Below are 21,339 nucleotides of genomic sequence, written 5' to 3'. Positions count from 1 at the left end.
TCCTTTCTTTTGGCCCGCCAGGTTAGGTAGGTAAGAAGGCACAGTACTCCGGCCACGAGACCGGGCCAGATGGCGGGGGAGTCGTGAAAGATGTTGATGATGGCCTGAATAACCGCGAGGATGCTGAAGAAACCAAGGAAGCCCAGCGCGGTATCCCACAGCATGGCCCTGCGCATTAGGCCTTGACACCACCTGCGGTCAGGCCAGCGACGATGCGGTGCTGGAAGATGAGCACCATGATGACCAGTGGGATGGTAACCAGCGCGCCAGCGGCCATGGTCGCGGCATAGGGGTACTCAAAGGCCGAGGGGCCGGAGAAGCGTGCAATGGCCACGGTCACCGGCTCAGTATCGGTGGTGGAGAGCTGCTTGGCCAGCATGAACTCATTCCACGTGGTGATAAAGGCGATGATCGCGGTGGTAAACAGCGCTGGCGCCGCCAGTGGCAATAGCACCAAACGGAAAGCTTGAGAACGCGAGGCTCCATCTACCCGGGCTGCTTCTTCCAGTTCCCAGGGAAGTTGGCGGAAGAAGCTCAGCAGCGTATAGACCGTGAGAGGAAGCGCAAAGGAAATATTGGGGATGATCATTGCGCGGTAGGTACCAATCCACTCCAGGTTGCCAAAGAGCTGGAAGAGCGGGGTGACCAAGGCAATCGCCGGGAACATGGAGGCGGCCAGAATAATGCCGGTCACGATTCCCTTGCCAGGAAAGTCATAACGGGAGAGCGCATAGGCGGTAAAGACACCGATGAGCACGGCCACCGCGGTGGTAATCAGTGAGATGAGAAGCGAGTTACCGAGCGCGGCAAGGAAGTCATTTCCCTTATCGGTAGCCAAGGCATCGCGGAAATTATCCAGCGTGACATGGGTAGGCCATGGCGTGGTATCAAAGGTGAATCGCTGATCCCGCAGCGCGGTTACCAGCATCCAGTAGAAGGGAGCGAGGCCCCAGAACATGATGAAAATGATGCCGGCGAAGTGTCCGAATTTACGCATTATTTAGCTGCCTTCCTGCCGGAGACATCCGCACCAAGGAAGCGAATGAGGATAAAGGCGACGACGAAGATAAGAAGGAAAATGAGGGTGGAGAGCGCGGAGGCGGAATTGAAGTTGCCTTGGCGCATATCCTCCACCACCAGCTGCGAGATGGTCGCGGTAGGGGAGTTGGAGGAGCTAGAAATCATGATGACCGGCAGGTCATACATGCGCAGTGCGTCCAGGGTGCGGAAGAGTACGGCCACCATGAGCGCCGGGCGCACCAGCGGGAGGGTGATCCGGAAGAACGTCTGGATACGATTGGCGCCGTCCACGCGGGCGGCGTCGTAGACGTCCTTAGGAATCATCTGCAGGCCCGCCAGGATAAGCAGTGCCATAAACGGGGCGGTCTTCCACACATCCGCGATGATGACGGCCAGGCGGGCGTAGAACGGGTCCGTGGTCCAGGCGATCTGTGCACCAAGCAGCGAGTTGACGACGCCATCCGGGGCAAACATGAACTGCCATAGCTTGGCCGTGACGGCCGTTGGAATGGCCCAGGGGATAAGTACCGCCGCACGAACTAGGCCACGGCCGCGGTAATCACCGTTCATGATGAGCGCCATCAGCATACCCAGGATGGTCTCCAGCAGCACGGTAACGACGGTGAAAAAGAGCGTAATCTTGACTGCGGGCCAAAAATCCGTGGCAATAACGCCCGGTGGGCAGGTGGAAATCTGGCCGGTACCGGAAACGCATCGGTTATTGATCCAGTACAGGTAATTTTCCAGTCCGGCAAAACCGCCTTCCTCAAAAAGTCCCGTCTGCGGGTTGAGGTGCCTATTGCCTTGGAAGGACAGGAAGATGGCGCGGATGATGGGGTAGCCGATGATGACGGCGAGTACGATGAGCGCCGGAGCAATCAGCCCGGCCACGCGCCCGTAATTTTTGCGCTGGGGTTTCGGCGCTCTTGCCGACGCCCCTTTCGGCGTCCCCTTGGACGCAGTCGGCGAAGCTATAGCCACGCTGGTCCGCCTTTCTGTTAAAGAAATGCTGTCTATTGGCTAGATTCTATCCCCAATAGGGGAGTGAAAACCACAAAGGGTGAGGCGGCGGTATGCCCGCCTACCTCACCCGGATTGGGAATTTAACCCTGGGAAGCCGATTCGATGGCCGCCTTCATATCGGCGGTGGCATCATCGACCGACTTGTCATCCGTCAATGCAGCGTAGGCATTGTCCTGGATGGCCTTAGAAATCGCCGAGTAGAACGGGGAAACCGGGCGCGGTGCCGCGTTCTCCAAGGACTCCTTGAGCGCCGGCAGGTATGGGAACTCCTGCTGTAGCTGCGGGTCATCGTAGATGGAGGCCAAGACCGGTGGGAAGGACTGCTCCGCGAAGGACTTCTGGTTGTCCTCGTTGATGATGAACTTCATAAAGTCGAGCGCAGTGCCCTTATTCTTGGAGTTGATATTGATACCGTTGTTGTAGCCACCCAGCGTGGAAACGCCTACGCCGTCCTTGCCCAGTGGGGCCTGGACCTCGACGTCGACGCCGGCATCAACCGCATTGGAGTACATATATGGCCAGTTCACGGCGAAGGCGGTCTTGCCTTCGGTGAAGGCCATATTGGTTTCTTCCTCGGTGGCGGCGGTGGAGTCCTTGGAGATGGTTTCCTCCTTGTACGCATCCACCATGGCCTGAAGGCCGTCTTTGGCTTCCTTGGAATCCACGGTGACATTGCCGTCCTTATCCAAGACAGAGCCGCCCCAGCCTTCCATGAAGTCAGCGGTATTGAGCGCAAGGCCTTCATACTGCTTGAGCTGGGTGGTCAGACAGTTCTTGCCGTCTTCCAGCGCCTTACATGCAGATTTGAGATCTGCGAACTTCTCGGGAGCCTTATCCGCGAGCTTGGTATTGCGGAAAAGCAGCTGACCATTGGTGTTCTGCGGCAGCGCGTAGAGGACGTCGTTATAGGTGGCGGACTCTACGGTGGCCGGCAGTAGCTCATCCGTATTGGTTTCAAAATCACCATTGAGCGGCTGGAGCCACTGGTTGGCAGCGAACTCCGCGGTCCACACGACGTCCAGCGCCATGACATCGTAGTCATCGCTGCCCGCCTGCAGGGACTGCACGAGGGTCTCGCGCTGGGCGTCAGCCTCGCCGGCCAGCTCCTTGAGCGTGACCTTCTCGTCTGGGTGCTGCTCGTTCCACTTTTCGATGATGGGGGTCACCTTGTCCGTGTCATTTTTGCCCATGGCAAAAGTGATGGGGCCGTGCGCATCCGCCCCGCCTTCGGAGGAACCGCCCGCAGCGGAATCGGAGGAGGACGAAGAGCAGCCGGCCAGGGCCAGAACTGCAGTAGTCGCAACGGTGGTGCGAAGCAGGAATCTCTTCATGGAATTCACCTTTCGGAAAACTTTCGGTTCTTTAAACCTAAAATACGGAAATCGAAAGGTGGATAATTTTGACCTATTTAACTCTAAATGGGGGTAGTAAAGGGGCGGCGGGAGGTTGGACTACGTACCTGCGGCACTGTGGCCCAGTGTCCGCCGTGGGGCTAATCCTGTGAGATACGGCGCCCCGTTTCTGGGTCAAAGCGGAGTGCTTCGCGCGGGTTGAATGTCAGTACTACATCTTCGCCGCGCTGTGGTGGGGTACCTTCGGCGCGAGCAACAAAGCGGTTTTCGCCCACGGTGACGTAGACGTAGGACTCGGCGCCCAGCTCTTCCACAATGTCCACCACACCCTGAAAACCCACTGGACCCTTGTTGATAAACATCTTTTCTGGGCGTACACCTACGCGGCCGCCGTTGTAGTCAAAGATATTCATGGCTGGCGATCCGATGAAACCGGCGACGAATTCGTTTGCGGGGGCGTCATAAAGCTCGCGCGGCGGGGCAACTTGCTGCAGCTCGCCGTCCTTGAGCACCGCCACACGGTCACCCATGGTCATCGCCTCTACCTGGTCGTGGGTGACGTATACCGTCGTCGTACCCAGTCGCTGCTGCAGGCTGGCCAACTCGGCGCGGGTCTGAACGCGCAGCTTGGCATCCAGGTTGGATAGTGGCTCATCCATGAGGAAGGCCTTCGGCTCGCGCACAATGGCGCGGCCCATGGCCACGCGCTGGCGCTGGCCACCGGAAAGGTCCTTGGGCTTGCGCTTGAGGTAATCGGTCAGACCGAGTGTCTCCGCAGCTGCGTGTACCTTGGACTTGATGTCGGCCTTGGGCAACTTTGCCAGCTTCAAAGCAAAGCCCATGTTTTGTTCTACTGTCAGGTGTGGGTAAAGCGCATAATTCTGGAAGACCATGGCGATATCGCGATCGCCTGGCTCTAAGTTGGTCACGTCCTTGCCATCAATGGTGATGCGGCCGCTCGATGTCGGCTCTAATCCCGCCAGTGCGCGCAGCGTCGTGGATTTACCGCAGCCCGAAGGACCAACGAGCACCAGAAACTCGCCGTCCGCGATTTCGAGGTCCAAGTCCTTTACCGTGGGCGCGCTCGCGCCAGGGTAGGTGATATTGACCTTTTCAAAAGTGACCTTTGCCATGCGCAACACACTAGCACCATTGGTGGCCGGTATCCTTAAGGCTTATGACTGCACTTGATTTGGAACGCATTCGCACCGCATTGGCCGATGATTTCACCACCATCGATTTCGTGGAAAAGACCGGCTCCACCAATACCGACTTGATGCAGGCCACCAACGTTGCGGATGGCACCGTGCTGCTTGCCGACGAACAACTTTCCGGCAAGGGACGTCTTGGCCGCTCTTGGACCGCGCCGGCCGGTTCGCAAGTCATTTTCTCTGTGCTTTTGCTGCCGGAATCTCTCGATCACTTGGGCACCCTACCTCTGGCCGCGGGCTTGGCGGTCACCGATTCCATCGAGGGCACCGTGCTCAAGTGGCCGAATGATGTGCATATCGATGGCAATAAGCTGTGCGGCATCCTCGCTGAGGCTGGACCCGTGGGCCAGGCTTTCAAAGCCGCGCCAAAGACCGAGCTCACCAAGGTGGAAGTGGGCAAGGCTGAACTTAATAAGGCTGAGGTCAACAAGGCGGAAGTAAATAAAACCGAAGTCAATAAGGCGGAGCTCAATAAAGCCGTAGGCGGTGCCGCGCCCTCTGCGCGCGTCGTCGTAGGAATGGGCATCAATGTCACCTTGACCCGCGAGGACCTGCCGATTGAAAAGGCCACCTCGCTCGCGCTCGAAGGCCGCGATACCGACCGCACCGAGCTCGCCATTAACGTGCTGAAGAACCTGCGCCGTCGTATTGTGCAGTGGGAGAACCACGATCCGCAGCTCCTGCGCGATTACCGTGCGGTGTGTTCCTCACTGGGACAACAGGTGCGCCTAGAAACTCCATCCGGCGATGTTATTGGGCACGTGGATGAAATCGGCGAGGACGGCCGCATCATGGTCGCTGGTGAGTACTATTCCGCGGGCGATGTCACGCATCTGCGCCCACAGCAGTAGACCGCACAAGAGACACGGGAGGTAGCATCCATAGCTATGGGATTAATGAAGATGGGCCAAGGCGAGATCAAGCGCGCAGATGTCTCCGCGCCTTTTCGCGCATTGATTTTCCCTTTTCTCGAGCTCATCCTCATTACCGGTCTACTGTGGATTGCCATCGGTTGGTGCGATGTCCAAGCAGTAGACCCGATGCTGCGCAATGGACTGGTCGCGGTGTGGGCGCTGTTGGGAATCTGGCGCTTTGTCATCCCGCTTTATAAGGCCCGTCGCAAGCGCTTCATAGTGACCAATAGGCGCGTCATCGCGCGCGAGGGGCGCACTATCGATTCGATTCCGCTGCAGGATATTCGCGGTGCTCGAAAACGACGCGGCGGAGTGTCTCTAGCCATCCATGGTTGGGACCGCGCCATGTATTTCCCTAATGTTGCTAAGCCCAAGCGCGTGGCTGAGATTATTAATGATCGCCCTTGGTTTTAACCTCAGTGGTGTGCAGCTGGCTGTCCAAATCCTCGGGGGCCAGGTTGGCGCGGCTAAATTCCTGCGTCAGCGGCAGGCGCAGCTCTAAATCAGAGGCGGGGCAAAGCTCAACCGTTGCCTTATCTACTACGTAGTCCAAAACGTGCCCACCGGAGGTGCGGGCGGCGTCGATAAAGTGCACGTGACAGCCTGGCACCGAAATTCCTTTTTCATAAACGGGGGTGCGGAAGCCGCCGATGACTCCTTCGACGTTCTGAAAGTGCAGCTCTTTATCTCCGCCGACGGCCTCTGACATCGGTGGGTAGGGCTTTTCCTGCTTGACCACCGTGCGGGTGGTGACCTCCTTAAAAGTGCCCACGATGCGCACCGCATACATGTAGTTGGTGGAAGGCTCGAGCCTATCGATGAACTCGGAGAGCTGATCGCGGCGCAGGCCCGCGGGGGCGTCGGCAGTAATGCGCGGGACAAAATTGGTGGCTACCGCATAGGGGGTGCGCTGATCTAGGTCTGCAATTTGCGCGGAGCCGTCGCCCCGCAGTTGGTAGCAGGTGCCGTCCAAAATGATCATCTCACCGTCGAGGCCATCGAAGGTGCCCAAGCCGAAGTTTCCCTTACCTAGCAGCTCTGAAATGGTCATTTCGCCGTCATAAATGCCATCAAGCAAAGCGGTCATGAGTGAATTTTGGAAGATGGTATGACGAGTGAACATAGTATCCAGGCTAGTATTGGGGGACGTGAGTGACTTAAAGCCTATTGTAACTGTTTGTGGCGACGGCCAGCTGGCCCGCATGATGCAGCCGGCCGCCGCGGAGCTCGATATTCACCTGCGGTTTCTAGCCAGCAAGCCGGATTCTTCCGCGGCGCAGGTCACCCCGGACGTGGTCCTAGGGGACTACACCTCCTTGGAGGAGCTGCGCGGCGTGGCCGAGGGCGCGGATGCCATTACCTTCGAGCACGAGCATGTGCCCAATGAACACTCCGCCGCGCTTATCGACGCCGGTTTTAACGTCCAACCTCAGCCCACCGCCCTCATCTATGCGCAGGACAAGCTAAAGATGCGCGAAAAGCTCGCCGCATTCGGAGCACCCGTGCCGCGCTTTGCTGCAATCGATTCGGTGGCCGATGCCCGCGCCTTCTTCGACGCCGTCGATGGCCGCGTGTGCCTCAAGGCCCGCCGCGGTGGTTACGACGGCAAGGGTGTGTGGTTCCCCACCGCTGATAGTTGCTTTGAGCTGGTTTCCGAGCTGCTCGAAGCCGGAACCCCTCTCATGGCTGAGGAAAAGGTGGACCTGACCCGTGAGCTGTCCATCCTCGTTGCCCGCCGCCCCTCCGGTGAGGCCAAGGTGTGGCCGATTACCCAGTCCCGCCAGGAAAACGGCATTTGTGCCGAGGCAATTGCACCAGCCCCTGGCCTCGCACCGGAACTCGCCCAGCGCGCTTCCGAATTGGGTCTCACCATCGCCGAGTCCCTCGGCGTGACCGGCGTGCTGGCCGTCGAACTCTTTGCTTTCGACGGCCCCGAAGGCGAGGATATCTCCGTCAACGAACTGGCCATGCGCCCGCATAACACCGGCCACTGGACCCAGGATGGCAGCGTTACCTCCCAGTTTGAGCAGCACTTGCGCGCGGTGCTCGACCTCCCGTTGGGTGCAGTCGACACGCTTGCCCCCGTTACCGTGATGGCCAATGTCTTGGGAGCCGACGAAGATCCTGCCATGCCCATGCCGGAGCGCGTTCGTGAAGTAATGAAGCGTTACCCGCAGGCCAAGATTCACCTCTACGGCAAGGATCACCGTCCCGGCCGCAAGATTGGCCACGTCAACGTTACCGGTGAGGACACCGACGAGACCCTGACCATCGCCCGTCAGGCAGCGCACTTTCTCGTGCACGCCGAATGGGCATAAAACTCTGCTTGTAGAAAGGACAGCATGCAACCACACGTAGGCATCATCATGGGTTCTGATTCTGATTGGCCCACCGTTGAACCCGCCGCCCAGGTCCTCGCAGACTTTGGCATCCCCTTCGAAGTTGGCGTGGTCAGCGCTCACCGCACCCCAGAAAAGATGCTCGCATACGCAAAAGAAGCCCATACCCGCGGCCTGAAAGCGATTATCGCCTGCGCCGGTGGCGCCGCGCACTTGCCCGGCATGGTTGCAGCGGCCACGCCGCTGCCAGTCATCGGCATCCCGCGCGCTTTGAAGGATCTCGATGGTCTCGATTCCCTTCTTTCCATCGTGCAGATGCCTAGTGGCGTGCCGGTCGCCACCGTTTCCATCGGCGGTGCAAAAAACGCCGGCCTGCTTGCTGCGCGCATCCTCGGGGCAGGTGACCCCGCCATCCAGGACAAGATGATGGATTACCAAAAGCGCATGGCAGAAGAGGTCGAGCAGAAGGATAAGAACCTGCGCGACAAGCTGCTGGGAGAGTAGCTCTTAGGAAAAGAAGTAAATAAAGCAAGCACGTTTAGCCACAACCGCGGAGGTTTCGGCAAAGCGTGCTTGTCTTCTGCGCGGTGACGTCGACGAACGCTAGAAGGGCACGCCGGAGCGCAAGATGACATTGGCAAACGGCGTGGTGGAACCGGTGCGCACGACAAAGGAGGCGCGGGCAACTTCGCGTTTGAGGTCGTCATGGGAGACCTCGGTGAGGGGTACTGCGGGAAGCAAGGAACGCACCTCGGTCGGGGTGGAATCGGCGATGGTGGCGGCTTCGACTACGACTTCGTCGAGGAGGGCGGCCAGCGTATCGGCAAAGGTGGGGATGCCGAAGGTAAGCGTGAGGTCGATGACTGGAACATCGTGAGGAATGGGCAGGCCGCAATCAGCGATGACAAAGGTATCAGTGTGGCCAAGGCGCGCAACGGCACCGGCGAGCGCGGGATTAAGGAGACCGGACTTACGCATTGGTGACCTCCGGCAAAGTGGATGCGGTCGTGGGGTAGGAGGGCTGCGCGCCGTTACCGGTGGCGGCGAAGGCGCCGACGCGGGCGGCGAATGTAGCGGCATCGACAAGCGAGGCTCCAGCGAGGAGCTGGGCGCAGAAAGCACCAGCAAAGGCATCGCCGGCGCCGGTGGTATCCACGGCAGTCACGCGCGGGGTGGGGATATCCGCGCCGCCATCCGGGGTAGCAACGTAGGCGCCGTGGGCGCCAAGGGTCAGCACAACGGAACGGAAGCCTGCCTCTACCAGGCGGTGGGCGAGCTCGCGTGGGGCGCCTTCAGCTGGCAGGCCGAGCTGGTCCAAGATAAGCCCGGCTTCGTGTTCGTTGGCGAGTAGGGGATCGGCCTGCAGAAGCGAGTCGCGGTCGACCTTTACTACCGGAGCAAGGTTAACCACCACACGGCCCTGGGCCGCTTCCACGGCGGCTTGGAAACCAGAGGCTGGGATCTCGCCTTGGAGGAGCACCACGTCGGCATCGGCGATGGTGGAGGCGCGGGCGGTGACAAAGGGGGCGTCGACAAGCGCATTGGCGCCGGGGGAGATGACGATGGTGTTCTCGCCATCGGCCGAGACGGTAATGACGGCGAGGCCCGTATTGGTATCGGCCTGCTCTACAGCACCCAGATCGATTCCGGAGGTGCGCATATAGTACATGGCGGGCTCAGCATAAGGATCGGAGCCCACCGCGCCCACAAAAGCCACGTTGGCGCCCAGCTGCGCCGCCGCAACTGCCTGATTGGCGCCCTTGCCTCCAGCTAAAATCTCGCCGCCGGAGCCCAGCAGGGTCTCGCCGGGCTGCGGGTGGCGCTCGGCGTGGACGATGAGATCGGCATTGATGGATCCGACGACGGTTAGCTTGCTCATTGGAAATCCTCTACATTGTCGCGGGTGACGGTGATGACCTCGACGGGGACGTTCTTCTCCGCCGTGCCACCGTGCAGGAGCGCTGCGGCTTGTTCGATGGCGCGGGCACCGAGCTCTGCGGGCTGCTGGGCGATGGTAGCTTCCAGCTTGCCATCTTTGACTGCCTTGAGGCCATCGAAGGTGCCGTCAAAAGCCACCACCTTGACCTCAGTACCGGCGCGCGAGCCCAAGGCTTCGACCGCGCCGAGCGCCATTTCATCGTTTTCTGCAAAGATCGCCTTGATATCGGGGTTGGCTTGCAGCAGGTTGGTGGCGACGTTGAGACCCTCCGTACGGTCAAAATTCGCCGATTGCTTGCCGACGACCCGAATATCCCCGTACTTCGCAATCTGCTCTGCAAAGCCTTTGCCGCGCTCGCGCGAGGCGGAGGTACCGGCGGTTCCCTGCAGGATAAGTATTTCTCCATTTTCCCCGATGGAGTGGGCGAGGGTATCCGCCGCCTGTGCGCCGCCGGCGACGTTATCGGAGGCCACCATGGAATCCAGTTCTACGCCGTTGACGTCGCGGTCCACGCCGATAACCGGCACGCCGTCATCCTTGATGCCGCGCACGGCCGGGGCGACGGCATCGGAATCGGTGGGGTTAACCACGACGACCTTTGCTCCCATCGAGGTGGCGTTTCCTAATTGATTGACCTGCTGGGCGGGGTCATCGGAGGCGTCCTGGATATCCAGCGGAACACCGAGCTCCTTGGCCTTATCTTGTGCGCCGTGGCGCAGCTCAACGAAGAAGGGGTTGGTCTGTGTCGACAGCGCTAGCGTGATGCGGTTGCGGTCTTCTTCCGAACGATTGCAGGAGGCAAGGCCAAGCGCAAGCGCAGGCACGAGAAGGGTGGCGATGAGCTTTTTCATGGTGGGTGCTCCTTAGCTGGCCGTCTTATTACGGATAACGTCGAAGCCGACGGCCAGCGCAATGACCAAACCAATGACGATCTGCTGCCAGAACGAGGAGACATTGAGCAGATTCAGACCGTTGCGGATAACGGCCAAAAGGATTGCGCCGACCAGCGTGCCGGTGGCCTTGCCCTGGCCGCCGGAGAGCGAGGCGCCGCCGATGACGACGGCCGCGATGGCATCCAATTCATAGCCGGTGCCGGCCTGAGGTTGCGCAGATTCGAGGCGGCCTGCCATGACCATGCCGGCCCAGGCGGCAAAGAAACCGGAGAGTGCGAAGACGGCGATCTGGATGCGCTTGACCGGCAGGCCCGAGAGACGGGCGGCCTCGAGGTTGCCGCCGATGGCGTACATGGAACGGCCGAGTACCGTGCGCTCTAGGATGAACCAGCACATGAGCCCGGCGATGACCATCATGATGATTGGAACTGGAAAGCCCGCGATATCGCCGCCAAAGGCGTTGACGGCTGGGGCGGTTTCAATGGGCGAGCCTTGGGAGATGACCAGGGTAAGTCCGCGGGCGATGGACATCATGGCCAGCGTTGCGATGAAGGACGGAATCTTGCCCCACGCGGTGGCCATGCCGCAGATGGCGCCGGCCAGCGCTCCTACGATAAGGCCGATGAGCAACGTGAGCCAGCCAGGTAGACCAGCGGTGGAGAACATATAGGCCGAGACCATGGCACCGAGCGCGGCGACCGAACCCACCGAAAGGTCGATGCCAGCGGTGACGATGACAAAGGTCATTCCGAAGGCCAAGATCGCCACCGTGGCGGCCTGGATGCCGATATTGAGCAGGTTCGCCACGGTAAGGAAGTACGGGGTAGCGATAAAAAGCGCGATGCACAGGGCAATGAGGCCAACGAGAGCGCCATTATTCATGGCCCAGTTAACTACTCTATTTTTGGTCATGCTTCATCCTTGGGGTCAGTTCCGGCAGGTGCGGCAGCAGCGGCGGAAGTAGCGGAGGTCACATTGGATACGGCGAAGGCCATGACCTCGTCTTGGGTGGAGTCCTTGGGGAGTTGGCCGGCGAGTTGACCACCGGACATGACGAGGATGCGATCGGACATGCCGAGCACCTCGGGTAAATCGGAGGAGGCCATGAGCACGGCGCCACCGGCTGCGGTGACCTCATTAATAATGTTGTAGATCTCCACCTTGGCGCCGACGTCGACGCCGCGGGTGGGCTCATCGAGCAGGAGGACTTTGGAGCCGGCGAGCACCCAGCGGCCGAAGACGGCCTTTTGTTGGTTGCCACCGGATAAGTTCCGGATGGGCTGCGAGAGATCGGCCATGCGGATGCGCAGTTTTTCCGCTACCGCACCGGCGCGGCGGCGTTGGCCGCTGCGGTCTGCAAGCCCTGCCTTGGCAGTGGGGTAGAGGGTAGCAAACCCCAGGTTATCGCCCACGGAGGCGTCAAGGACGAGCGCCTGGGACTTGCGGTCTTCCGGGATATGGCCCACGCCGGCGCGGATGGCCGCACGTATATCGCCTCTGCGCAGCTGCGTGCCGCCAACGCGGATGGAGCCGGAATCGTAAGGATCGGCGCCTGCGATGGCGCGAATGACCTCGGTACGGCCAGCACCCACGAGTCCGGCTAGGCCGACGACTTCGCCGGCATGGACGGAGAAGGTGACGTCGTGAAAGGCGCCGTCGGAAGTCAGCTCGGAGACTTCTAGTAGGGCCTCGCCGTGTTCAGGGGGAACCTTGCGCGGGTATTGATTTTCAATCTCGCGGCCGACCATGAGCCGGACCAGCTCGTCCTCGTCCGTATCGGCAGGGACTTCGGCAATGAAAGAACCATCGCGCAGCACGCTAATGGTCTCTGCAATTCGCGCTAGTTCCTCCAAGTGATGGCTGATAAAAATCATGGCCACGCCCTTGGCCTTGAGCTCCTCAAGCACGGCAAAGAGGGCATCGACCTCCTTACCGGTGAGCGCGGCCGTGGGCTCATCCAGGATAAGAATTCGCGCATTCATGGACAGCGCCTTTGCGATTTCTACGAGCTGCTGCTTGGCGACGCCGAGCTCACCCACCGGCATATCCAGGTCCACGTCCAAGCCGATGAGATGCAGCGCGGCTTGGGCCTGTGCCTTGAGGTGTTTGTGGTTGACCAACCCGAAGCGGCGCGGGGTGCGCCCGAGCATGATGTTCTCGGCCACCGACATGGTGGGAACGAGGTTGAGCTCTTGGTGGATGGTGGCGATGCCCAGCGCCTCGGAGGCCTTGGTGTCGGGGATTTTAACCTCTGCGCCATCCACCACAATGCGGCCGGAATCTGGTTGGTGGACACCGGCAATCATCTTGATGAGCGTGGATTTTCCGGCGCCGTTTTCACCCAGCAAGGCTTGGACCTGACCCCGGCGGACGGTGAGATCCACGCCTTTAATGACTTCTACCTGGCCAAAGGATTTGGTTACGCTTTCTAAGCGCAATACGTGGTCACTCATGGCGTGGCCTCATTGAGGTGGTGGGCGGTGGACATGCGTGGGATGTAGCGGGTGTCTAGCACTTCGCCTTCTGGCTGGCGCTTTTCGTTAATAGCCGCGATGAGCTTAGCCGTGGCGGTCTCGCCCATCCGTGCAACATCCTGGTCCACTACCGAGATGGGGGAGGGCTGGAAGCGCAGGTAGATAAAATCATCGAAGCCCACGAGCGCGATCTCTTCTCCGATGCGCTTACCCGCATTATGGCAGGCCTCTAGTGCACCGGCAGTCATCATGGAATCGCCGGCAATAAGCGCGGTGACGCCCTCCTGCAGGAGCGCGATGGCTCCCTTATAACCTTCGCGGTGGCGGTAGCTGCCGTGGTGGATGTGGGTAGGCATCCCACGCGTGGCGGCCTTGAATGCTTCGAGTCGCTGCCGGCCGGTGGAGGTTTCCTGCGGGCCGGACAGGTAGCCGATATGCGTGTGCCCTTTCTCCTTGAGCTGTTCCACGGCCTGTTCGATTCCCTTGTGTGGATCTGATAGCACTGCGGGAATCTGGCTCAGGGTCCGGTCAATGAGCACGAGCGGCCGGTAGGTGCGCGCCTGCTCGAGCGCTTCTTCGGCACCTTCGAGCGGTACGGCGATAATTCCGTCCACCTGGCGTTCCATGAGGGCATCGAGGGCCTTGACTAGCCGCTGTGGTTCCTCGCCGCAACTGGTAATCATTGTGGCTAGACCATGTTTATCGGCGGCCTCTTCAACGGCTGCCGCCATCGCGGCGAAATAGGCATTATCCAGGCTGGGGATGACTAGACCGATGGCATTCGACCGGGAGCTACGCAAGGCGCGGGCCTGGGCGTTGGGCCTATAGTTCAGCTTGACGGCCGTGTCCTTGACACGTTGGCGCGTGGATTCAGAGATAGCAGGGTTGCCCGAGAGTGAGCGGGACGCGGTAGAAATGGATACTCCAGCAGCAGCGGCCACGTCTTTAAGGGTGGTTCCGGCCATGCTGACCTCCTTGGGTTTTAAGGCGTATGAGCCATCGTCTGGCCCTACGGGGTGCAATCGATTGCATGCTCGAGTTAAACCTAAGGCCTTTTCTATCTTTCTGTCAAGGTGTGGCGAGTCTATGCTGGTATCCATGTCTGACCCGCTCCTCGTGTTGGGTTCCCGCGTAACCCACGGCTATCCCGGCGCTATGTTGCGTTCGCGTCTGGATAAAGCGCTGGCCCTTTATCATGGCCAGCAGATTATTGTCTCTGGTCGCGGCGAGGCAGGTCCGATGGCCACTTATCTTATTGAGCGCGGCGTACCTGCTGAGCGAGTAGTGGTGGAGCCAGACGCCACGAGTACCAATGAGAACCTGGAAAATGCACACCGCTTCGCCCCGCACGCCGTTTTGCAGGTGGTGACCAATGATTTTCATGTCCTGCGCACAACGCTGTGGGCCCGGCACCTAGGTATTGCTGTGCGCGTGCATCCCGCGCGCACCCCGTGGCGGTTAATGCCGCGTAACTATCTGCGTGAAGTTCTAGCTACCCCGCACTCCGCAGCGCGAATAGCGTGGCGGCGGGTGTGTAGATAGCACTGCTGCTTAGTTGGGGGGGCTGTTGAGTCCCTTCCAGGTGTCCTCAACCCCCGAAAGAGGTTAACTGCAGGTTAACTCCATGGCGGTGAGCTGGTGAAACGGTAGATATACGCTCCTTATTATGCAAACGATTGACCGGCGCTTTGCCGTGCTCCTAGGCTAAATCCAACGAAAGTTATAGCCAGAAAGGTCTTTGTTATGACCAGTGGAGGAGCGGCTGGCTCTGACGCTGAATACCCCAGCGTCGCCATTTCTCATGGCGATTACGCGGCCGAGATTGCTCTGTTCGGCGGTGCAATCAAGGCGCTGACCTATCGCGGTGCGCCTTTGGTAGAAAGCTACGAGGGTAAACCACCGCTCATGGCCGGGGTGGTGCTGGCGCCGTGGCCCAATCGCACCGCAGATGGCTGGTTTGAATGGCAGGGGAGCGCCCACCAGCTAGAAATTACGGAGCCGGAGCGCAATAACGCCATCCACGGCTTCGCGGTGGACTGGTGGCGGGTAAAAGAACGCACAGAAAACCGAGTGATCCTCGCTTTTGACATTGAGCCGCGGCACGGTTGGCCATGGGCCATTCAGCTGGAGGCTACCTATGCTCTCGATGAGCAAGGATTGCACCACCAGCTCACCGCCCGCACCGCGGACCCCGGCGAGGTTCCTTTCGCCTATGGGCTCCACCTCTACCTCTCCCCGCAGGGAGCTGGGGCGGAGGAAGCGGTGCTGAGCGTGGACGTCGCCAAGCGCCACGTGCTAGACGCGCGCAACCTGCCTACGGGCAAGACGGAGCAGGTGCGCATTGTCAACCAACCTATCGCCGAGGTGGATTGGGACGATTGCTTCCACGGTGAAGGGCCGCTGACGGCCATATATACAGCCGGTGGAAAAGGCGTGCGGCTGGAGATGGGCGAGGGCCTGAACTGGGTGCAAATGTTCACCCCGGCCGATTTCCCGCGGGAACAAGGCCCAGGCAAGGCGCTTGCGGTAGAGCCCATGAGCGCGCCGCCGAATGCGCTGCGTAGCAGGGAAGACCTCGCGCGCTTGAGTGCTCAAAATCTACAGACTTATACGCTGCTGCTGGCAGCAGAAAATAATAACTAGAAAGGTCAGCCATGGAGACTGCTGAATCCGTATTGAGGCTCGATGCCTCTTGGGTGGATTACTTATTGGTAGCCATCTACTTCCTCTTCGTTCTAGGTATCGGCTGGGCCGCCAAGGCCAGGGTGTCTAGTTCCATCGACTTCTTCCTCTCCGGTCGAGGATTGCCCGCCTGGGTGACCGGACTGGCCTTCGTCTCGGCCAACCTAGGCGCGGTAGAAATCATCGGTATGTCCGCCAATGGTGTGGAGTATGGCTTCCAAACCATGCACTACTTCTGGATCGGTGCCATCCCCGCCATGGTCTTTTTGGGCATTGTGATGATGCCGTTCTACTACGGCTCCAAGGTCCGCTCGGTGCCGGAATTTATGCGCAAACGTTTTGGCAATGCCGCGCACTTGGTCAACGCGATTTCCTTTGCCGTAGCCCAGCTGCTCATTGCAGGTGTGAACCTGTACCTGCTGGCCACCATCGTAGAAGCCCTATTGGGCTGGCAGATGTGGGTATCGCTCTTGGTCGCCGGGTTTATTGTGCTGTCCTATATCACCTTGGGTGGCCTTTCGGCCGCCATCTATAACGAGGTGCTGCAGTTCTTCGTTATCATCGCCGCGCTTGCCCCACTAACCATCATTGGGTTGAACCGCGTGGGCGGCTGGAGCGGGTTAAAAGACGCCGTGGCCAATGACTCTCACTTCCACACCTGGCCGGGCACGGACATCTCCGGCTTCGAAAACCCGGTGTGGTCCGTCATCGGCATCGTCCTGGGCCTAGGCTTCGTGCTCTCCTTCGGCTACTGGACCACTAACTTCGTAGAAGTCCAGCGCGCCATGGCCTCGGATTCTATTTCCGCGGCCCGCAAGACCCCAATCATCGGTGCTTTCCCTAAGATGTTCGTGCCTTTCCTGGTGGTTATTCCGGGCATGGTTGCTTCCGTGTCCGTGGCTGACTTGATGGAGGAGCGCGCCGAGCCGAATGACGCCATCCTGCTGCTCATGCGCGACCTGCTACCCAATGGCCTATTGGGTGTGGCAATTGCCGGTCTCTTGGCGTCGTTCATGGCCGGCATGGCGGCAAATATCTCGGCTTTTAATACCGTCATTTCCTATGACATCTGGCAGACCTACGTGGTCAAGGACCGCGAGGATGACTACTACTTGAAGTTCGGCCGCATCGCTACGGTTATCGCCACCGCTATTGCCATCTTCACCGCGCTTTTGGCACAGAACTTTGGCAATATCATGGACTACCTGCAGACCCTGTTTGGCTTCTTTAATGCGCCGCTCTTTGCCACCTTCATCTTGGGTATGTTCTGGAAGCGCATGACCCCGCACGCTGGTTGGTCCGGACTGGTGGCCGGTACTGGTTCCGCCATCGTTTTCTGGTACGTCGCTTCTTTCACGGACATGATTAACCTTCCAGGCCAGGGCACCGCCTTCGTCGCGGCCGGCGTGGCCTTCGCCGTGGATATCGTGGTCTCCATCGTGGTTACCTTGTTTACCCAGCCCAAGCCGGATGCCGAGCTGGTCGGCTTCGTTTCCTCCGTAACCCCCAAGGACCACTTTGAGGACTACACCGAAAAGTCCTTGCCGTGGTACCAACAGACCGTCCCGCTGGGCATTATCTGCCTAGTTATGGCCGTAGCACTCAACGTCATCTTTGCCTAAGGAGCCCAACATGTCTGAGAAAAAGCGCGCGGGCGCATTCGACCTGCGCAACGTCATCGCCGCACTCCTCGGCCTCTACGGCCTCATCTTGCTCGGCTGCTATTTCTTCCTTGACCCAGGCATTAACCCAGATACCGGGCAGGCCAAAAACGTCAGCGATAACCTATGGGCAAGCCTTGCTTTGCTGGCCGTGGCCGCCGCCTTTGTGCTGTGGGCACGCCTGAAGCCCATCACCATCCCAGGAGAAGACTAATGGTTGAGATTACCTCCGCCACGCTTGCCGACGGCCGCGAAATCCTCTACTTCGACGACCAACCCCACCCTGATCGCGTGCTCGTTGATTCCCGCGATATCCCTACCGTCGCCCCTGCTTCTGAGATGCGCCGGGATCCCCTGACAGGAGACTGGGTGGCCTTTGCCGCCCACCGTATGAACCGAACCTTCCTGCCACCGGCCAATGAGAACCCGCTAGCGCCCACGCGCGAAGGCCAGCTGCCCACGGAGATCCCCAGCCCTAGCTATGACGTGGTGGTCTTTGAAAACCGCTTCCCGTCTTTTGCTACCGCGGCCGACATCGAGCACCCCGAGGAGGATAACCTGCTTGGCATGGTGCCGCGCCTTCCTGCGCGCGCCCGCTGTGAGGTGGTCTGTTTTACCGAGGATCCCGCCCTTTCTTTTAAGGATTTGCCCGAATCCCGCATTCGCACCGTTATTGAGGCTTGGGCTCACCGCACCGCCGCGTTGTCCCAGATTGACGGTGTGCAGCAGGTTTTCCCCTTCGAAAACCGTGGTGAAGAAATCGGCGTGACCCTCCAGCACCCGCACGGCCAGATTTATTCCTATCCATTCCTCTCGCCGCGCCTGCGCTCCATCGTGGATTCCGCCCGAGCCTACGACGGTGACCTTTTTCAGGATCTCCTCGATCGTGAGCGCGCCGCCGGCACCCGCATCATTGCTGAGACCGAGCACTTCACCGTCTTCGTCCCCGCCGCCGCCAAATGGCCGTTGGAAGCTATGGTCTTGCCCAATGAACACATCCCTGACTTCGCCGCGCTTAGCGACGCCCAACGTGCCGACCTCGCGCCCTTGCTTAAGAAGCTGTACTCCGCGGTGGATCGCTTCTTTGATGGCGTGGACAAGACCCCCTATATCGCCGGCTGGACCCAGGCACCGGTGGACAAGGCACTGCGCCCAGGCATCCGCATGCACCTGCAGCTCTTTTCGCTTATGCGATCGCCCGGCCGCATGAAGTACCTCGCCGGCTCCGAGTCTTCGCAGGCGGTGTGGATTAATGACACCACCCCGGAGCGCATTGCCGCCCGGTTCAAGGAGATCTGGGATGCTTAACTGGATTGAGACCCGTACCGATGAGGAGCTCGCTGCCGCTGCGCGCGCCCTCTTCGCCTCTGCCTTCCCGGATTCGCCCGAGCCCGCCGGCGTGTGGGCCGCTCCCGGCCGCGTGAACCTCATCGGCGAGCATATCGATTACGCTGGCGGCGCCTCCATTCCTTTCGCGCTGGAGCAAAATACCGCCGTTGCTGTCGCGCCTCGCAGCGATGGGCTTATCCGCATAGCTTCCGAGTTCGACGGCTCCATCGCCCATGCAGAGCTTCCGCTCGCCGATGTTCGTCCGGGCCACCCCGCCGATTGGTCCGGCTACGTTGCCGGCACCGTGTGGGCCGCCACCGCGGCGGGCACGCTGTCATGCACGGGCCTCGATATCGCCATCGTCTCCGACGTCCCCGTCGGCTCTGGCCTGTCCAGCTCCGCTGCCCTCGAGTGCTCCACGGCCGTGGCCGCGTATGAGCTCGCGCACGGGCATTCTCCCGAGGACGCTGCCCGCAGCCAGCTGGCGCAAGCCTGCATTCGCGCCGAAAACGAGGTGGTCGGCGCTTCTACCGGTGGATTGGACCAAAACGCCAGTCTCTTTGGCCAGCGCGGCAAGGCCCTCTTTTTGGACTTTTCCACTGGCGCCGTCGAGCGCGTGCCTTTCAATATCGAGGCCCAAGACATGGTGCTGCTCATCGCGGACACCAATGCCCCGCACACGCTTTCCGACGGCCAATACGCCTCCCGCCGCGGCATCATCGACGCCGTCCAATCTGCCGCCGGTTGCTCCATCCGCGAGATCTCGAATGCCGTGGACTTTGCCGCCACCGTCAATCCCGCCGAGGCGGAACTCTATCGCCGCCGCGTGCACCACGTGGTGGAAGAAACCAACCGGACCCTAGATGCCGCTACCGCGCTGGCATCTTCCGATCTAGATACATTCCGGCGTCTTATGCGCGAGAGCCACATCTCTCTGCGCGACCTTTATGAGGTCACCACTCCGGAGCTCGACTCCGCTTTTACCGCGGCCGGCGAGCTGGGCGCTCGCATGACCGGTGGTGGTTTCGGCGGCGCGGTTATCGCGCTCATCCCGCACTCCTCCGTCGAGTCCACCGCCCAAGCCATTTATGATGCTGCGGTTTCGCGCGGCTTTCCGGAACCTACCTTCTTGGTTGCGCGTCCGGGTGAAGGCGCCAGGCGCTTGGTCTGACTCCGCGGCCCGGCTCGGCTTAGCCGCGACCCTCCCAGCGCGCCTCTTGTCGTTGGGTCCATACTGATCAGGCTGATCTGAAGGCCGGGCCGCCTCAGATCGGCCTTAATTCCCTCAATTCGGCTTGATCAGATCAGCCCCAAAGCCCTAAGCGTTCGGGTCACAACGCCAAGAGAGCTTTCTGGATCCCCTCGCGCAGAGTCTCGCGAGACTGCTTCATCGGATGCGCAATCGCGCGCAACCCCATGTACGCAATCTGGTCGGCCGCCCGATTCAGCGGATCACCCGCATGCCCAAGTACACGGCGAATGTCGACCTCGCATTGGCCTTGGATATCGCCCCAAGCTTGCTGGAATCGGGACCGCGCACCCGAAGACACCCCTCGCCACGTGCGCCCCGGCCGCGATGCTTTAGAGCCGCGCTTATGCACAATCTGCTCGACCGCCTCCAAAGCGGCTACGGAATCGGACTCAATAACCGCCTTGCGCGCACCCACCTTGAGCAGGTATTTCAGCGCGAGCGTCAGTGCTTCGAGCTCGAGCTCATCCGTGCTCGCCTTGGTTTCTCGAGTTCGTAACCGGTAGTCGCCGTTGCCCGCAACGAAGCACATCGACCCCTTGAATACGGTATCCGAGGAAGCGTCGGTGGCTATGCGAACCACGTCGCCCTTGGACCATGAGGAGGCGCGCGAGGAGTTCGGCCACCAGTGTGCTTTCGGCGTCTCTACCTGTGTCGCTTGCTTCTTTTTCGGTGCCTCACCCATCTTGCGCGCCTTCCGTGCAGTAAGGCCGGCTTGTTTTCGGCGCACGGAGCTCGCGCTCTTCGAAGCCCTATTTTCTTCCGCAAAGCTTCCCGTCACCGTGAAACCGTCTGCCGTGAGTGCCGCTCGCAACGCATTCTGCCTGCGACCAGTGACAATCCACACCCGTCCGTCGAGTCCCTTGAGTGCGCGTTTGACCTCCCGTACGGCGATATCGACGATATCGCCCTTCTTAGTCTGGCCGCGGCGCACAAAACGCGTCTGCTTAGTATTGACCGCGATGACCCAGCCTTCGATGGTGCCGTTGGGGGCGGAATCCCAACGCTCGTCCCAGAGCGCGACCGCAACATGGATTGGTGCCGAGACCATGTCCGAGGTGATCTTGCGGGTACCGTAGGTGCGCGATTGCGTACCGGTAAGTTCTGAGAGCTCGATGGGTTCCATTATCTCTAGTAAAGCACGGTTAACCGCGCTGCTGAATTATCCCCGCACACCACCGCATTGAACTACTTCCCCTTAGGTCGAATGTGATCGAGCCGATCTGAGCACAACCCGCCCTCAACTCAGCCTC

The 21,339-nt window shown here is 60.2% G+C and carries 22 protein-coding genes; 10 read left to right on the top strand and 12 right to left on the bottom strand.

What is annotated here, in order from left to right:
- Positions 1 to 175: 175 nt before the first annotated feature.
- The 4 genes from MHK04_RS10170 to MHK04_RS10155 all read right to left on the bottom strand — a co-directional run bounded on the left by MHK04_RS10170 (position 176) and on the right by MHK04_RS10155 (position 4,528).
- On the bottom strand, positions 176 to 997 hold the full coding sequence (locus MHK04_RS10170; protein ID WP_023020705.1) for a carbohydrate ABC transporter permease: 822 nt from the start codon (positions 995 to 997) through the stop codon (positions 176 to 178).
- Positions 997 to 2,001: a carbohydrate ABC transporter permease gene (locus MHK04_RS10165; protein WP_375545479.1), complete on the bottom strand. Its 1,005-nt coding sequence runs from the start codon at positions 1,999 to 2,001 to the stop codon at positions 997 to 999. The genes MHK04_RS10170 and MHK04_RS10165 overlap by 1 nt, the downstream gene beginning before the upstream one ends.
- Before the next feature lie 122 nt (positions 2,002 to 2,123).
- Positions 2,124 to 3,374 (bottom strand): ABC transporter substrate-binding protein, encoded by a 1,251-nt coding sequence (locus MHK04_RS10160; RefSeq protein WP_023020707.1) that lies wholly within the window; start codon positions 3,372 to 3,374, stop codon positions 2,124 to 2,126.
- A 161-nt stretch (positions 3,375 to 3,535) separates the two neighbouring features.
- Positions 3,536 to 4,528 carry an ABC transporter ATP-binding protein gene (locus tag MHK04_RS10155; protein ID WP_023020708.1) on the bottom strand — a complete coding sequence of 331 codons (993 nt, stop codon included), beginning with the start codon at positions 4,526 to 4,528 and terminating at the stop codon, positions 3,536 to 3,538.
- A 44-nt stretch (positions 4,529 to 4,572) separates the two neighbouring features.
- Between MHK04_RS10155 and MHK04_RS10150 the strand changes: the two genes are divergently transcribed.
- Together MHK04_RS10150 and MHK04_RS10145 are read left to right on the top strand one after the other, a co-directional pair.
- Entirely contained in the window at positions 4,573 to 5,457 is an 885-nt protein-coding gene (locus MHK04_RS10150; protein ID WP_023020709.1) for a biotin--[acetyl-CoA-carboxylase] ligase, read from the top strand.
- A gap of 36 nt (positions 5,458 to 5,493) precedes the next feature.
- Positions 5,494 to 5,934, top strand: a complete 441-nt coding sequence (locus tag MHK04_RS10145; RefSeq protein ID WP_023020710.1) for a hypothetical protein — start codon at positions 5,494 to 5,496, stop codon at positions 5,932 to 5,934.
- Here the strand turns inward: MHK04_RS10145 and budA are convergent.
- A complete protein-coding gene (gene budA / locus MHK04_RS10140; RefSeq protein ID WP_239208615.1) occupies positions 5,912 to 6,643 on the bottom strand; it encodes an acetolactate decarboxylase in 732 nt (243 codons plus the stop codon). The genes MHK04_RS10145 and budA overlap by 23 nt on opposite strands.
- Before the next feature lie 79 nt (positions 6,644 to 6,722).
- Between budA and MHK04_RS10135 the strand changes: the two genes are divergently transcribed.
- Positions 6,723 to 7,838, top strand: coding sequence for a 5-(carboxyamino)imidazole ribonucleotide synthase (locus tag MHK04_RS10135; RefSeq protein ID WP_239208649.1), 1,116 nt, complete (start codon positions 6,723 to 6,725; stop codon positions 7,836 to 7,838).
- Between the two features lie 24 nt (positions 7,839 to 7,862).
- Positions 7,863 to 8,363: a 5-(carboxyamino)imidazole ribonucleotide mutase gene (gene purE, locus MHK04_RS10130; protein ID WP_200288152.1), complete on the top strand. Its 501-nt coding sequence runs from the start codon at positions 7,863 to 7,865 to the stop codon at positions 8,361 to 8,363.
- Positions 8,364 to 8,462: 99 nt separating this feature from the next.
- Here purE and rbsD read toward each other — a convergent pair whose 3' ends face one another.
- Genes rbsD through MHK04_RS10100 form a run of 6 tightly spaced genes read right to left on the bottom strand, consistent with a single transcriptional unit; the run spans position 8,463 to position 14,130 of the window.
- On the bottom strand, positions 8,463 to 8,837 hold the full coding sequence (rbsD, locus tag MHK04_RS10125; protein WP_239206245.1) for a D-ribose pyranase: 375 nt from the start codon (positions 8,835 to 8,837) through the stop codon (positions 8,463 to 8,465).
- Positions 8,830 to 9,738 carry a ribokinase gene (locus MHK04_RS10120; protein WP_239208617.1) on the bottom strand — a complete coding sequence of 303 codons (909 nt, stop codon included), beginning with the start codon at positions 9,736 to 9,738 and terminating at the stop codon, positions 8,830 to 8,832. The genes rbsD and MHK04_RS10120 overlap by 8 nt, the downstream gene beginning before the upstream one ends.
- Positions 9,735 to 10,649 carry a substrate-binding domain-containing protein gene (locus MHK04_RS10115; RefSeq protein WP_239208619.1) on the bottom strand — a complete coding sequence of 305 codons (915 nt, stop codon included), beginning with the start codon at positions 10,647 to 10,649 and terminating at the stop codon, positions 9,735 to 9,737. The genes MHK04_RS10120 and MHK04_RS10115 overlap by 4 nt, the downstream gene beginning before the upstream one ends.
- A gap of 12 nt (positions 10,650 to 10,661) precedes the next feature.
- Entirely contained in the window at positions 10,662 to 11,603 is a 942-nt protein-coding gene (locus tag MHK04_RS10110) for an ABC transporter permease (RefSeq protein ID WP_023027820.1), read from the bottom strand.
- Complete coding sequence (locus tag MHK04_RS10105; RefSeq protein WP_239208621.1) at positions 11,600 to 13,144, bottom strand: sugar ABC transporter ATP-binding protein; 1,545 nt, start codon at positions 13,142 to 13,144, stop codon at positions 11,600 to 11,602. Before MHK04_RS10105 ends, MHK04_RS10110 begins: the two co-directional genes overlap by 4 nt.
- Complete coding sequence (locus MHK04_RS10100; RefSeq protein ID WP_239206253.1) at positions 13,141 to 14,130, bottom strand: LacI family DNA-binding transcriptional regulator; 990 nt, start codon at positions 14,128 to 14,130, stop codon at positions 13,141 to 13,143. The genes MHK04_RS10105 and MHK04_RS10100 overlap by 4 nt, the downstream gene beginning before the upstream one ends.
- Positions 14,131 to 14,263: 133 nt before the next feature.
- Between MHK04_RS10100 and MHK04_RS10095 the strand changes: the two genes are divergently transcribed.
- From MHK04_RS10095 to galK, 6 genes are all read left to right on the top strand, one after another.
- Positions 14,264 to 14,707 (top strand): YdcF family protein, encoded by a 444-nt coding sequence (locus MHK04_RS10095; protein WP_239208623.1) that lies wholly within the window; start codon positions 14,264 to 14,266, stop codon positions 14,705 to 14,707.
- Between the two features lie 201 nt (positions 14,708 to 14,908).
- Positions 14,909 to 15,808 carry an aldose epimerase family protein gene (locus tag MHK04_RS10090; RefSeq protein ID WP_239208625.1) on the top strand — a complete coding sequence of 300 codons (900 nt, stop codon included), beginning with the start codon at positions 14,909 to 14,911 and terminating at the stop codon, positions 15,806 to 15,808.
- A gap of 11 nt (positions 15,809 to 15,819) precedes the next feature.
- The gene (locus tag MHK04_RS10085; RefSeq protein ID WP_200288142.1) at positions 15,820 to 17,469 is read left to right on the top strand and encodes a sodium:solute symporter family protein; all 1,650 of its coding nucleotides are present in this window, start codon (positions 15,820 to 15,822) and stop codon (positions 17,467 to 17,469) included.
- Positions 17,470 to 17,479: 10 nt separating this feature from the next.
- The gene (locus MHK04_RS10080; RefSeq protein WP_023020723.1) at positions 17,480 to 17,722 is read left to right on the top strand and encodes a hypothetical protein; all 243 of its coding nucleotides are present in this window, start codon (positions 17,480 to 17,482) and stop codon (positions 17,720 to 17,722) included.
- A complete protein-coding gene (galT, locus tag MHK04_RS10075) occupies positions 17,722 to 18,816 on the top strand; it encodes a galactose-1-phosphate uridylyltransferase (protein WP_200288140.1) in 1,095 nt (364 codons plus the stop codon). Before MHK04_RS10080 ends, galT begins: the two co-directional genes overlap by 1 nt.
- Positions 18,809 to 20,008, top strand: a complete 1,200-nt coding sequence (gene galK, locus MHK04_RS10070) for a galactokinase (RefSeq protein WP_239208627.1) — start codon at positions 18,809 to 18,811, stop codon at positions 20,006 to 20,008. Before galT ends, galK begins: the two co-directional genes overlap by 8 nt.
- A gap of 160 nt (positions 20,009 to 20,168) precedes the next feature.
- On the opposite strand, the gene MHK04_RS10065 is transcribed toward galK, so the two are convergent.
- Positions 20,169 to 21,212, bottom strand: a complete 1,044-nt coding sequence (locus MHK04_RS10065) for an RNase H family protein (protein WP_239227057.1) — start codon at positions 21,210 to 21,212, stop codon at positions 20,169 to 20,171.
- Positions 21,213 to 21,339: the final 127 nt, after the last annotated feature.

The organism is Corynebacterium nasorum (genome assembly GCF_022345765.1).
Taxonomy (GTDB): Bacteria; Actinomycetota; Actinomycetes; order Mycobacteriales; family Mycobacteriaceae; genus Corynebacterium; species Corynebacterium kefirresidentii.
The sequence above is the reverse complement of the archived record's forward strand: the minus strand, read 5'-3'. Positions and strand labels throughout refer to the sequence as shown.

Coding starts and splice junctions, on each gene's coding strand:
- MHK04_RS10170 (WP_023020705.1), bottom strand. CDS start 997: ATGCGTAAATTCGGACACTTCGCCGGCATCATTTTCATCATGTTCTGG.
- MHK04_RS10160 (WP_023020707.1), bottom strand. CDS start 3,374: ATGAAGAGATTCCTGCTTCGCACCACCGTTGCGACTACTGCAGTTCTG.
- MHK04_RS10155 (WP_023020708.1), bottom strand. CDS start 4,528: ATGGCAAAGGTCACTTTTGAAAAGGTCAATATCACCTACCCTGGCGCG.
- MHK04_RS10150 (WP_023020709.1), top strand. CDS start 4,573: ATGACTGCACTTGATTTGGAACGCATTCGCACCGCATTGGCCGATGAT.
- MHK04_RS10145 (WP_023020710.1), top strand. CDS start 5,494: ATGGGATTAATGAAGATGGGCCAAGGCGAGATCAAGCGCGCAGATGTC.
- budA (WP_239208615.1), bottom strand. CDS start 6,643: ATGTTCACTCGTCATACCATCTTCCAAAATTCACTCATGACCGCTTTG.
- MHK04_RS10135 (WP_239208649.1), top strand. CDS start 6,723: ATGATGCAGCCGGCCGCCGCGGAGCTCGATATTCACCTGCGGTTTCTA.
- purE (WP_200288152.1), top strand. CDS start 7,863: ATGCAACCACACGTAGGCATCATCATGGGTTCTGATTCTGATTGGCCC.
- rbsD (WP_239206245.1), bottom strand. CDS start 8,837: ATGCGTAAGTCCGGTCTCCTTAATCCCGCGCTCGCCGGTGCCGTTGCG.
- MHK04_RS10120 (WP_239208617.1), bottom strand. CDS start 9,738: ATGAGCAAGCTAACCGTCGTCGGATCCATCAATGCCGATCTCATCGTC.
- MHK04_RS10115 (WP_239208619.1), bottom strand. CDS start 10,649: ATGAAAAAGCTCATCGCCACCCTTCTCGTGCCTGCGCTTGCGCTTGGC.
- MHK04_RS10110 (WP_023027820.1), bottom strand. CDS start 11,603: ATGACCAAAAATAGAGTAGTTAACTGGGCCATGAATAATGGCGCTCTC.
- MHK04_RS10105 (WP_239208621.1), bottom strand. CDS start 13,144: ATGAGTGACCACGTATTGCGCTTAGAAAGCGTAACCAAATCCTTTGGC.
- MHK04_RS10100 (WP_239206253.1), bottom strand. CDS start 14,130: ATGGCCGGAACCACCCTTAAAGACGTGGCCGCTGCTGCTGGAGTATCC.
- MHK04_RS10095 (WP_239208623.1), top strand. CDS start 14,264: ATGTCTGACCCGCTCCTCGTGTTGGGTTCCCGCGTAACCCACGGCTAT.
- MHK04_RS10090 (WP_239208625.1), top strand. CDS start 14,909: ATGACCAGTGGAGGAGCGGCTGGCTCTGACGCTGAATACCCCAGCGTC.
- MHK04_RS10085 (WP_200288142.1), top strand. CDS start 15,820: ATGGAGACTGCTGAATCCGTATTGAGGCTCGATGCCTCTTGGGTGGAT.
- MHK04_RS10080 (WP_023020723.1), top strand. CDS start 17,480: ATGTCTGAGAAAAAGCGCGCGGGCGCATTCGACCTGCGCAACGTCATC.
- galT (WP_200288140.1), top strand. CDS start 17,722: ATGGTTGAGATTACCTCCGCCACGCTTGCCGACGGCCGCGAAATCCTC.
- galK (WP_239208627.1), top strand. CDS start 18,809: ATGCTTAACTGGATTGAGACCCGTACCGATGAGGAGCTCGCTGCCGCT.
- MHK04_RS10065 (WP_239227057.1), bottom strand. CDS start 21,212: ATGGAACCCATCGAGCTCTCAGAACTTACCGGTACGCAATCGCGCACC.